The organism is Agrobacterium sp. GW821-FHT14E08, assembly GCF_058803865.1.
On sequence record NZ_JBXAPJ010000005.1, the window covers coordinates 78,275 to 89,927 of the forward strand.

An 11,653-nucleotide genomic window follows, 5' to 3' on the forward strand; every position below is an offset into this window, starting at 1 on the left:
CTATCCCGCTCTGCAAATCAGAAAGCTCCGCGATGAAAGTTTCCGATACACGTAAATTGCCGCGCCGCGCCGTCGAAGTCACGGTCATGGGCCTCGGATGTGCCCAGATGGGTAACCTCTATCGCGTCACGCCCTATGAGGAATCCAAAGGCGCCTTCGACAAGGCATGGGAAAGCGGTATTCGCTATTTCGATACCGCGCCTTTTTACGGTTATACGCGTTCGGAACGCCGTCTTGGAACCATGGTGACGGAGCATGATCGTGTTGAATATACGCTCAGCACCAAGGTCGGTCGCGTCATGGTTCCGGATGCAACAGTTGGCCCGGAGGAGGACGCCTATATTGCGCCCCTGCCCTTCCGGCCGGTCTATGATTATTCCTATGATGGTATCCTGCGTTCCTTCGATGCGAGTCAGCAGCGGCTCGGTGTTCTGAAGCCGGATATTCTTTATGTGCACGATATCGGCTCCTACACGCATGGCGAAAAGCAACAGCATTACTGGGAGCAGTTGACCACCGGCGGCGGGTTCCGGGCGCTTGGCAAGCTGCGCGAGGAAGGATCGACAGGCGCCGTCGGCCTCGGTGTCAATGAATGGGAAATCGTCCGTGATACCATGGATGTTTTCGACATCGACGTTGCCATGCTTGCCGGTCGTTATACGTTGCTGGAGCAGCAGAGCCTCGATTTCATGAATCGCTGCGCGCAAACCGGTGTCGCGATCGTGGTCGCAGGCGCTTTCAATTCCGGTATCCTGGCCGGCAACCGCAAATTCAACTATGCCGATGCGCCTGCCGACATCATCACGCGCGTGGATGCGCTGCAGGGTGTCTGTGACGAAGTTGGCGTGTCCTTGCAGGCAGCCGCGCTGCAATTTCCGCTTGGGCATCCGGCGTCCGTTACGGTCGTCTCCGGCGCCCGCAATGCGCAGCAACTCGCGTCAAACATCGAATGGTTCGAGCAGGCGATCCCGGATGAATTCTGGGCGGAGCTGCAAAAACGCGGCCTGATTTCCGAAGGCGCACCTGTGCCAGGCGGAAAGGCCTGAGACGATGGTCATCGATGCCCACCAGCATTTCTGGCTGATGAAGGATCGTGCCGGGCAATGGCCGCCGCCATCTCTGGCTGCCATCTACCGGGATTTCCTTCCGGCCGATCTTTCGCCTCTGCTGGCCAAGGCCGGCGTCTCCGGCACGGTGCTGGTGCAGACGATGGAGGATATGGCCGATACGGATTTCATGCTGGAACTGGCGGCGAACACGGATTTCATCAAGGGTGTGGTCGGCTGGGTGGACATGAAGTCGGCCGATGCGGCGGTGGAAATTGCCCGCCGCGCAAAACATCCTGTCTTCAAGGGTGTGCGCCCCATGCTGCAGGGCATGGAGGATGTTGCCTGGATTGACGATCCGGCGCTCGGCCTTGCCGTGGACGCGCTGGTGAACCATGGTCTGGTGTTCGATGCGCTGGTGTTGCCACCGAATCTGTCGCATCTCCTGTCCTTCGCCCGCCGGCATCCGCAATTGCCTGTTGTCATCGATCACGGTGCGAAGCCGCTGATCGCCAGCGGTCGCTATCGTGAATGGCGCAGGGACATGGCGGCTCTGGCGGCCCTTCCCAATCTCCATTGCAAGCTTTCCGGCCTGTTGACCGAGCGCGGCGAACAGAAGCCCGAAGCGGTGCGGCCTTATGCAGAAACCATTCTGGAGCTGTTTGGCGGCAACCGCGTGATCTTTGGCAGCGACTGGCCGGTGTTGCGGCTGGCCGGCGATTATCAGGAATGGCTGGATCTCTGCCGCAATATCGTCCCGGTAGAGGACCATGCGGCGGTCTTTAGTGGCAACGCCATTCGTTTTTATTCCCTTTCTGACAGGTGATGCATGCTGGCGATTCTCTGTGACACTCCCGGTCAACTCAGCGCCAAGGATCTGCCGAAACCCGTGCGTGGCGAAGGTGAAGTCCTGGTGCGCATTCGCCGCATCGGCGTCTGCGGCACGGATCTGCATATATTCACCGGCAATCAGCCCTATCTTTCCTACCCGCGCATCATGGGACACGAGCTTTCGGGCACGGTGGAAGAAGCGCCTGAAGGCAGCCAGCTTGCGGCGGGCGATGTTGTTACTGTCATTCCGTATATCTCCTGCGGCGAGTGCAGCGCCTGCCGGAAGGGCAAGAGCAATTGCTGCCGCAATATCGGCGTGCTCGGCGTTCACCGCGATGGCGGCATGGTCGAATATCTGAGCATTCCGCAACAATTCGTGCTTAAAGCGGATGGTCTGAGCCTTGATCAGGCTGCGATGACCGAGTTTCTGGCGATTGGCGCGCATGCCGTGCGACGTGGCGCGGTCGAAAAGGGACAAAAGGTTCTGGTCGTGGGTGCCGGCCCGATAGGCATGGCGGTGGCGGTTTTCGCCGTTCTTGACGGCGGCGAGGTGACCATGATCGATGGGCGCACCGACCGGCTGGATTTCTGCAAACGGCATCTGGGCGTTGCCCATACGGTGACGCTTGGCGAGGGCGACAGGGACAGCCTCTCGGATATTACCGATGGTGATTTCTTCGACGCGGTTTTTGACGCGACCGGCAATCCCAAAGCCATGGAGCGCGGTTTCTCCTTCGTCGGCCACGGCGGTTCCTATGTTCTGGTTTCCATCGTCGCCAGCGATATCAGCTTCAACGATCCGGAATTTCACAAACGTGAGACGACGCTGCTCGGCAGCCGCAACGCCACGCCGGAGGATTTTGAGCGGGTGTTGCAGGCGTTGCGGGAAGGCAAGGTATCGGAAGCCCTCATCACTCACCGCATGACACTGGCCGATGTGCCTTCCAAATTCGCCGGGCTGACCGATCCGAAAGCCGGAGTCATCAAAGGCATGGTGGAGGTCGCATGACAGCTGGTACACCCATCCTGCAATTCGGCACCAGCCGCTTTTTGCTGGCGCATGCGGATCTGTTTATCTCGCAGGCTCTGGATAAGGGCGAGGCTCTCGGGCCTGTTGCTATCGTCCAGACAACGGGCAATGCGGAAAGCCTGAAGCGCGTTGCGGCGCTGAACAGCGGTGCCCCATACCCCGTGCGCATTCGTGGAATTCGCGACGGGCAGGAGGTGGACGAGGAAATTCAAGGCAAGGCTGTTGCGCTGGCACTGACGGCGGATACGGACTGGACCGAGGTTCGGCGCATTGCCTGCGTGGCCGAGGTCATCCTGTCCAATACCGGTGATCGCGGTTATGAGCTGGATTCGTCCGATGGACCGGCGCTTGCCGACGATTTGGCGCTCGTGCCGAAGAGCTTTCCGGCCAAGCTCTGCCTGCTGCTGCTGGAGCGTTTTCAGACCAATCCGGAAGCGACATTGTCAATCTTCCCCTGCGAGCTTGTTCCCCGCAATGGTGACCGGTTGAAGCAAGTCATTCGCCAGCTGGCAGATGAATGGCAGTTGCCGGCGGGGTTTGCCTTTTACCTGAATGAAAAATGCCGTTTCGCCAATAGTCTGGTGGATCGCATCGTCTCCGAGCCCATCGATCCGGTTGGTGCGGTTGCCGAACCCTATGCGCTTTGGGCGATCGAAAAGCAGGAAGGTCTCGTTCTTCCCTGTATCCACCCGGCAGTGGTGCTAACGGACGATCTGGACCACTACGAAAAGCTGAAACTGTTCCTGCTCAATCTCGGCCATTCCTATCTGGCGGAACGCTGGTTGCAGGATGCGCGTGCGAAGGACGAGACGGTGCGTCAGGCAATGGCCGACGGTGCTCTTGTTGCGGATCTGGAAACGCTCTGGCGAGACGAGGTTTTGCCGGTCTTTGCGGCGGAAGGCATGGGAGATGAGGCGCAGGCCTATATTGGTGTGTTGCGGGAGCGTTTGCGCAATCCCTTTCTCGCGCATCGGCTGGCCGACATCGCCGGCAATCATGATGAAAAGAAGCGTCGCCGATTCATCCCGATCATCGCTGCTGCGGAACGGCTGGGATTGGGCCTGCCGCAGCACCGGCTGCGCGCCGCGCTTGCCACCATCAAGCAATAACGGAGTTTTTCATGCAACGCATGGGCATGGTCATAGGCGTCAAACCGGAGATGATCGCGGAATATAAAAGGCTGCACGCTGCCGTCTGGCCGGAGGTTCTGGCGCTCATCAGCGACTGCAATATCCGCAACTACACGATTTTTCTGCGTGAGCCGGAAAATCTGCTCTTCGGCTACTGGGAATATCACGGCAGCGATTTCAGCGCCGACATGGCGAAGATGGCCGCCAGTCCCAAGAACCAAGAATGGTGGTCTTTCACCATTCCCTGCCAGCAACCGCTCGAAAGCCGAAAGGAAGGCGAGTGGTGGGCCACGATGGAAGAAACCTTCCACCACGATTGAACGATTTCCTTTGACACTGACCGCGAGTGAACGGCCATGACCAAAATTACAGATCTGCGTGTTTTCGACCTGCGTTTCCCCACATCCCAGAGCCTTGACGGTTCGGATGCGATGAACCCCGATCCGGATTATTCGGCGGCTTACGTCATTCTCGACACTGACGAGCCGGGGCTCAAAGGCCACGGGCTGACCTTTACCATCGGTCGTGGCAACGACATTTGCTGCATGGCAATCGAGGCGATGCGCCATCTGGTGGTCGGCACCGACCTTGCGACCGTGACCGAGAACCCCGGCAAATATTGGCGGCATCTGACAAGCGACAGCCAGCTGCGCTGGATCGGTCCGGACAAGGGCGCGATGCATCTCGCCACCGGCGCGGTCGTCAATGCTGTCTGGGATCTGCTGGCCAAGAAGGCGGGCAAGCCGGTCTGGCAGCTCGTTGCCGATATGAGCCTGGAAGAAATCGCCGACATCGTTGACTATCGTTATCTGACAGACGTGCTCACCCGCGACGATGCTCTGGCGATCCTGAAAAAAGCCGAAAGCGGTAAGAAGGAGCGGATCGAGACGCTGAAGAACGAGGGCTACGCCTGCTATACGACATCCGCCGGCTGGCTTGGTTATGACGACGCCAAGCTGCGGCGCCTTTGCCAGGAAGCGATCGATGCCGGCTTCAATCATGTAAAGATGAAGGTTGGCCGCGATCTGGAAGACGATATTCGCCGTCTCACCATCGCCCGCGAGGTGATCGGTCCCGACCGTTATCTGATGATCGATGCCAACCAGGTGTGGGAAGTGGATCAGGCGATTGACTGGGTCAAGAAGCTCGCCTTCGCCAAGCCATTCTTCATCGAAGAGCCGACCAGCCCGGACGATATTGCCGGTCATCGCAAGATCCGTGCGGCCATCGGGTCCGTTAAGGTGGCGACCGGTGAAATGTGCCAGAACCGCATCATGTTCAAGCAGTTCATCGCCGAGGGCGCCATCGATGTGGTGCAGATCGACAGCTGCCGCATGGGCGGCCTGAACGAGGTGCTGGCGGTTCTGCTGATCGCCGCGAAATACGGCCTGCCGGTGTGGCCGCATGCCGGCGGCGTCGGCCTCTGCGAATATGTGCAGCATCTGTCGATGATCGACTATCTGGTCGTGTCGGGCACCAAGGAAGGCCGCGTGATCGAATATGTCGACCACCTGCACGAGCACTTCATCGAACCCTGCGATATCAGAAACGCTGCTTACATGCCGCCGAAGCTGCCGGGCTTCTCCATCGAAATGAAGCCGGAGTCTATCGAGACCTATACGTTCGAAGAATGATCAAACGGATGACAGCGCTTCTTCGAGGCGCTGCCATTCCGCTTCGCTGCCGGGAAGGCCGAAACGCATGTCGTTCGGCCTTTCATCAAAAATGCGCACCAGAATGCCGCGCCGGCCAAGATGGTCGAACAACCCGGCGGCGCGATGGTCACGCATGAGAGTAAAAAGGGACGTGCTGCCCGCAATCGTTAGTCCGGCTTTTTGCAGCAGGCCATTCATACGCTGCGCTTCTTCAGCGAGCCGGAGACGCATGGAGAATTGCCATTCCCTGTCTGCCAAGGCCTGCGTCGCGATATGCAGCGCCGGGCCGGAAACCGCCCAGGGGCCAAGCCTGGCCTCCAGTTCCGCAGCGATATCCGCATGCGCAATCGCGAAACCCAGCCGAACACCCGCCATGCCGTAAAACTTGCCGAAGGACCGCAGGACCACCAGCGCGTCGTGCCCTGCGGCACTCGCGAGGCTTTCTGCTCCTCCCGTTTCGATAAAGGCTTCATCCACGACAAGCAGGCCGCCCTTGCGGCGCATCGCTTCCGCCAACGACAGCAACGCGTTGCGATCCGTGATGCGGCCATCGGGATTGTTGGGATTGACCACCACCGCATAGTCGTGAGCCGACAGATCGCCGATGTTCTCCACCTCGGTCACAGTCAATCCGGCCATGCGAGCGGTTCGGGCGTGTTCGGCATAGGCGGGGGAAAGCACGGCTCCGCTTTTAGCGCCGCGTTTGAGCGCGATGTGAGCCAGCAATGGCATCAGCATCTGGGTGCCGGGAGAAAGCATCACATGCCGGGCTGAAGGTGCACCGAAGGAGGCGGCTGCCATCTCTTTCAATTTTTCGACGGCGGCAGGCTCCGGCAGGCGGGCGAATGCGCTGGCGGGAACGGGCGAATGCGGGTAGGAGTGCGGATTGATCCCGGTCGACAGATCGATCCACGGTTCCGGCGCTTCGGGAAACATCAGCCGCGCCTTGCCGAGATTGCCACCGTGACGGATCGCAGCCTGCGCCTTTTCTGGTACTGTTTCGCCCATGTTCTTTGCTCTCGCTTTCCTGTCGCTCGTGATCGAACGCCTGACCGGCTATCCGGACTGGCTATTCAAACGCATCGGCCACCCCGTCACCTGGATCGGTTCGCTTATCGCGCTGCTGGACAAAAAATGGAACCGGGAGAGCGCGTCATTTTCGCAGCGTAAGGTCGCAGGCGTCATGGCACTGGCGGTTTTTCTGGGGCTGACAGTGGTTGCCGCATGGCTTGCGCAATCCGCTCTGCTTTTGCTTCCTTTCGGTCTGTTGCTTGCTGCGGTGCTCGGCGCGTCACTTCCGGCGCAGAAAAGCCTGGAACAGCATGTGGAGGCCGTTGCCATCGAGCTGGAACGTGAGGGTGTGGAGGGAGGCCGCAAAGCCGTTTCGATGATCGTCGGCCGCGATCCGCAGGCGCTGGACGAGGCGGCTATTTGCCGGGCGGCGATCGAAAGTCTGGCCGAGAACTTCTCCGACGGTATCGTCGCTCCTTCCCTCTGGCTCGGTCTGCTGGGGCTGCCGGGTGGTGCGGGTTACAAGGCGATCAATACAGCCGACAGCATGATCGGCCATCGCTCGCCGCGCCATGAAGCATTCGGCTGGGCCTCTGCCCGGCTGGACGATCTGGTCAACCTGCCGGCTTCCCGGTTGAGTGGCGGTCTTTTTGTCTTTGCGGCATTTTTTGTGAAGGGCGCATCGCCGAGCGGGGCCATCGCTGCGATACGGCGAGATGCGCATCATCATCGCTCGCCCAATGCCGGCTGGCCGGAGGCGGCGCTTGCGGGTGCCCTCGGCTTCGCCCTTGCGGGTCCGCGTTCCTATGGCGGGCAGATGATCGAGGCGCGGTTCATGGGCGAAGGCGGGAGGGCGTCGCTCGTCGCTGGCGATATTCGCAAAGCGTTGCGGCTGGCGCGGATCGCCGACCTCCTGCTGATCGGCTTGTTCGGGCTGCTGGCAGTCCTTATCGTGCTATAGAAAGCAGTCTGTCGAGATCGAGGTGCTGTTCCATATGCGCTGCCAGACGGTCGAGAACGTCGTCCACCTGCGCTTCGTAGTTCAGTTTCGTGCTGTGTCCGCCAAGCCGTTCAAGCCATGCGCCGCGCTGGCGGTCATCCGCGAACAGGCCGTGTATGTAGGTGCCGAAGATGCCGCCATCGGGCGATATGATACCGTCGGCACGGCCATCTATGGTCGAAAATGGCTGGCTGCCCGCTGCGCTTTTTGTTTCACCCACATGCATTTCATAGCCGGATAAGTTAATTCCGTCGAAGCTTCTGCCCTGCACGGAAACAAGCCTCTTGTCGCCGGTCAGAACCGTCGTCACGTCCAGCAGGCCAAGCCCTTCCACCGTCGCTGGCGGTCCTTCGATGCCGTGAGGGTCGGAAATAGTTTTTCCAAGCATCTGGTATCCACCGCACAGCCCAAGAACATAGCCGCCGCGTCTGGCATGGGCCTTGATATCGATATCGAGACCCGCAGCTTTCAGCACGGCGAGATCGGCAATGGTGGATTTCGAGCCGCAGAGCAGGACCAGATGGCAATCAGCGGGAATGGTGTCGCCCGGCCGTATGCGGATCAACTCCACCTCCGGCTCCATGTCCAGCGGATCGAGATCATCGAAATTGGAAATATGCGGCAGGATCGGCACGGCGATGCGGATCTTTGCATCGGGCTTTCGCCCAGCCGGGCCGGAAAGTCCAAGAGCATCCTCTGCCGGCAGTTTCGCGGCATCGGAAAAATGGGGCAGAAGCCCGATTGACGCCCAGCCGGTCGTTTCCGCAATCATCCGCATGCCGTCCGAAAACAGGGCCGGATCGCCGCGAAAGCGGTTGACGATAAAGCCTTTTATCATTGTGGCATCGTCTGGTTCGACCACGGTTTTTGTGCCGATGAGGCTTGCGATGACCCCGCCCCGGTCGATATCTCCGATCAGGATCACCGGCGCATCAGCGGCGCGAGCGAAACCCATATTGGCGATGTCGTTGGCGCGCAGGTTGATTTCGGATGCGCTGCCCGCCCCTTCCACCAGCACCAGATCCGCCTGATTTTTCAGGAGCTCGAAGCTTTCCAGCACACGCGGCATCAGCCCGGCCTTCATGTGCTGATATTCGGCCGCTTTGGCGTTGCCGACGATTTTGCCCTGCACCACCACCTGCGCGCCGGTTTCACTCTGCGGCTTCAGCAGCACCGGGTTCATGTGAACGGAGAGCGGAACACCCGCTGCACGCGCCTGCAGCGCCTGTGCGCGGCCGATCTCGCCGCCATCGGCGGTGACGGCGGCATTATTCGACATGTTCTGCGGCTTGAACGGCATGACGGACAGGCCTCGCTTGACGAAGGCGCGGGCGAGGCCGGCGACCATCAGCGATTTGCCGACGTCGGAGCCGGTTCCCTGAAACATCAGCACGCGTGCAGCCATGTTAGAATTCTATCCCCGCCTGTGCTTTCACGCCCGCCTTGAAATGATGTTTGACGAGGGTCATTTCAGTCACCATGTCGGCGGCGTCGATCAGCGGTTGCTTGGCGTTGCGGCCGGTAACGATGACATGCAGATCGGGCCTGCGGCTGGAAAGGGTTTCAACGACGTTTTCCAGCGGCAGGTAATCGTAACGGAGCGCGATGTTCAGCTCATCGAGGATCAGCAGGCCGATGGTCTCGTCCGCCATCAGGACCTTGGCTTCCTCCCAGGCCTTCGTGGCTGCCGCGACATCGCGCTTCAGATCCTGCGTGTCCCAGGTGAAGCCCTCACCCATGGTGCGCCAGACAACCTTATCGCCGAAGAGCGTCAGGGCCTGCTGTTCACCCGTTGACCATGCACCCTTGATGAATTGCACCACACCGACCCTGCGCCCGGTGCCGAGCATGCGCAAGGCGAGACCGAAAGCGGCTGTGGATTTGCCTTTGCCCGGGCCTGTATTGATCATCAGCAGGCCTTTTTCGATGGTCTTCCCGGCCACTTCAGCATCCTGAACCGTCTTGCGGTTGACCATTTTCTGCCGGTGACGTTCGGCTTCGCCGTCGCTGATGTCGCGTGTCATCGCGTTTTCCTTTTCATCCAGCGGCGCGGGACCGGATGCCCCTGCCATTCGGAGCGGCGACTATACTCAATTTGCCGCACCCGGCAATGCGTGAGGGACAGGGCCGCGGCATTGACCCCCACGCCCGTTCAGCCTAAGGGTAAGGCACTGACGGTCTTTTCCCGGCAACGGGAAAAGCTAAGAGGGAACACGGTTCCACCCTGACAAGGTCATTCCGTGGCTGCCCCCGCAACTGTAAGCGGTAAGCCCGCACCGTAAAGCCACTGGACCCTCAATATGGTTCGGGAAGGCGGTGTCTGGGTGTAGAGCCGCGAGCCAGGAGACCTGCCGTTTCAGGAAAAACGTCTGCCGGGCGGGGTGCTCCGGTCAGTCGGTTAGATCGAACATCCGGTTTGCGCCGACGCGTAGGCCGTTTTCGACATCCGCACCCCGAGATTTTTGCTAGGCGCGGGAAACGATACGGTTTGGATATTTCAGCGACATCTTCATGCTCGAGCGAGAATAGGCAAGACGAAACGGCGTCCGGCGTGATCGTCTTCGTTTGCAGAAGCTGTCGCGATGAAGCCGACCCCAATGCCGAACCACGCCCCGGTTCGCGTCTCGCCGACGCCGTCATCGCGAAGGCGAAAGAATCCGGCACTATCGTTCGTTCCGTCAATTGCCTTGCCAATTGCAAGCGCGGCCTTAGCGCTGTGCTGCGCAGCGCCAATGGCTGGTCCTATGTATTCGGCGGGCTGACACCCGGTGACGCGGAAGACCTGCTGACCGGCGCACGGCTGTTGGCTGCCGCTCCCGATGGCCTGATGCCCTGGCGCGGCCGCCCCGAACCATTGAAGCGCGGCATGGTGGCGCGCATTCCCCCATTCGATTTTACCGAGGAGAGATCATGAGCACCCTTCTGGACCGCGTTCCCTGCACCATCGTCACCGGCTTTCTGGGGGCCGGCAAAACAACGCTACTGCGCGGCCTTCTCGAAAAACTCGACGGCAAGCGGCTGGCGATCATCGTCAACGAATTTGGCGATATCGGCATTGATGGTGAAATCCTCAAAGGCTGCGGCATTGAAAGCTGCCCCGAAGAAAACATCGTCGAACTGGCCAATGGCTGCATCTGCTGCACCGTGGCGGATGATTTCCAGCCCGCCATCGAACAGATTCTGAGCCGCCAGCCGAAGGTGGAGCACATTCTCATCGAGACCTCGGGACTTGCCCTGCCCAAGCCGCTGGTGCAGGCTTTCCAATGGCCGGCGATCAAGAGCCGCGTGACGGTGGACGCCGTTGTGGCCGTCGTGGATGGTGCCGCCCTTGCCGAAGGGCAGGTGGCGCACGACATGGAAGCCCTTGCCGCCCAGCGGGCCAATGACGGGGCGCTGGATCACGACGACCCGGTTGAAGAGGTATTCGAAGATCAGGTCGCCTGCGCCGATCTTATCGTGCTGACCAAGGCCGATCTCCTGGACGTTGCCGGCCTCGACAAGGCCAAGGCGCATATCCTCGAGCATCTGCCGAAGGCCGCAAAGATCGTGGTCGCTTCGAATGGCGCCATCGACCCCGCCGTGCTGATCGGTCTTGGTCTTGCTGTGGAAGAGGATATCGAAAATCGCCGTACCCATCACGATGGTGAACTTGACCACGAGCATGACGATTTCGACAGCTTCGTCATCGATCTGCCGGCCGTGACCGATCCGGAAGCGCTGGCAGCCCGTATCGCCGAGACGGCGGCTGCGGAAAATGTCCTGCGCATCAAGGGCTTCATCGAGGTTTCCGCAAAGCCGATGCGCCTGCAGGTGCAGGCTGTCGGCAGCCGCGTGAACCACTATTACGACCGGCCTTGGGCCGCGGGCGAGGAGCGCCGCAGCCGCCTCGTCGTCATCGGCGAAAAGGGCATCAACCGCGAAAAGATCGAACAGATGCTGGCCGCCTGACC

At 60.2% G+C, this 11,653-nt stretch carries 11 protein-coding genes, 1 pseudogene and 1 riboswitch; of the genes and pseudogenes, 9 read left to right on the top strand and 3 right to left on the bottom strand.

What is annotated here, in order from left to right; all coding sequences use genetic code 11:
* Nucleotides 1-32 precede the first annotated feature (32 nt).
* The 6 genes from AC1ROR_RS18520 to AC1ROR_RS18545 are packed head-to-tail and all read left to right on the top strand — an operon-like array spanning nt 33 to nt 5,671.
* Nucleotides 33-1,046: an aldo/keto reductase gene (locus tag AC1ROR_RS18520; RefSeq protein WP_498590313.1), complete on the top strand. Its 1,014-nt coding sequence runs from the start codon at nt 33-35 to the stop codon at nt 1,044-1,046.
* 4 nt (nt 1,047-1,050) lie between these two features.
* The gene (locus tag AC1ROR_RS18525; protein WP_498590314.1) at nt 1,051-1,872 is read left to right on the top strand and encodes an amidohydrolase family protein; all 822 of its coding nucleotides are present in this window, start codon (nt 1,051-1,053) and stop codon (nt 1,870-1,872) included.
* A 3-nt stretch (nt 1,873-1,875) separates the two neighbouring features.
* The gene (locus AC1ROR_RS18530) at nt 1,876-2,886 is read left to right on the top strand and encodes a zinc-binding alcohol dehydrogenase family protein (RefSeq protein ID WP_498590315.1); all 1,011 of its coding nucleotides are present in this window, start codon (nt 1,876-1,878) and stop codon (nt 2,884-2,886) included.
* Complete coding sequence (locus tag AC1ROR_RS18535) at nt 2,883-4,016, top strand: mannitol dehydrogenase family protein (protein WP_498590316.1); 1,134 nt, start codon at nt 2,883-2,885, stop codon at nt 4,014-4,016. The genes AC1ROR_RS18530 and AC1ROR_RS18535 overlap by 4 nt, the downstream gene beginning before the upstream one ends.
* Nucleotides 4,017-4,027: 11 nt before the next feature.
* Nucleotides 4,028-4,357: an L-rhamnose mutarotase gene (locus AC1ROR_RS18540; protein WP_498590317.1), complete on the top strand. Its 330-nt coding sequence runs from the start codon at nt 4,028-4,030 to the stop codon at nt 4,355-4,357.
* A 36-nt stretch (nt 4,358-4,393) separates the two neighbouring features.
* Entirely contained in the window at nt 4,394-5,671 is a 1,278-nt protein-coding gene (locus AC1ROR_RS18545) for an L-fuconate dehydratase (RefSeq protein WP_498590318.1), read from the top strand.
* On the opposite strand, the pseudogene cobD reads toward AC1ROR_RS18545, so the two are convergent.
* A pseudogene (gene cobD, locus AC1ROR_RS18550) lies at nt 5,653-6,700 on the bottom strand (threonine-phosphate decarboxylase CobD). The gene AC1ROR_RS18545 and the pseudogene cobD overlap by 19 nt on opposite strands.
* Here cobD and cbiB point away from each other — a divergent pair.
* Nucleotides 6,699-7,664 carry an adenosylcobinamide-phosphate synthase CbiB gene (gene cbiB, locus AC1ROR_RS18555; protein ID WP_498590319.1) on the top strand — a complete coding sequence of 322 codons (966 nt, stop codon included), beginning with the start codon at nt 6,699-6,701 and terminating at the stop codon, nt 7,662-7,664. The pseudogene cobD and the gene cbiB overlap by 2 nt on opposite strands.
* Here the strand turns inward: cbiB and AC1ROR_RS18560 are convergent.
* Together AC1ROR_RS18560 and cobO are read right to left on the bottom strand one after the other, a co-directional pair.
* Nucleotides 7,651-9,108 carry a cobyric acid synthase gene (locus AC1ROR_RS18560; protein WP_498590320.1) on the bottom strand — a complete coding sequence of 486 codons (1,458 nt, stop codon included), beginning with the start codon at nt 9,106-9,108 and terminating at the stop codon, nt 7,651-7,653. The genes cbiB and AC1ROR_RS18560 overlap by 14 nt on opposite strands.
* Nucleotide 9,109: 1 nt before the next feature.
* On the bottom strand, nt 9,110-9,727 hold the full coding sequence (gene cobO / locus AC1ROR_RS18565; protein WP_498590321.1) for a cob(I)yrinic acid a,c-diamide adenosyltransferase: 618 nt from the start codon (nt 9,725-9,727) through the stop codon (nt 9,110-9,112).
* Between the two features lie 134 nt (nt 9,728-9,861).
* Nucleotides 9,862-10,073, top strand: a riboswitch (cobalamin riboswitch).
* Nucleotides 10,074-10,191: 118 nt separating this feature from the next.
* On the opposite strand from cobO, the gene AC1ROR_RS18570 reads away from it, so the two are divergent.
* Nucleotides 10,192-10,617, top strand: a complete 426-nt coding sequence (locus tag AC1ROR_RS18570; protein WP_498590322.1) for a DUF1636 family protein — start codon at nt 10,192-10,194, stop codon at nt 10,615-10,617.
* Complete coding sequence (gene cobW, locus AC1ROR_RS18575) at nt 10,614-11,651, top strand: cobalamin biosynthesis protein CobW (protein ID WP_498590323.1); 1,038 nt, start codon at nt 10,614-10,616, stop codon at nt 11,649-11,651. The genes AC1ROR_RS18570 and cobW overlap by 4 nt, the downstream gene beginning before the upstream one ends.
* The last annotated feature ends 2 nt before the right edge of the window (nt 11,652-11,653 follow it).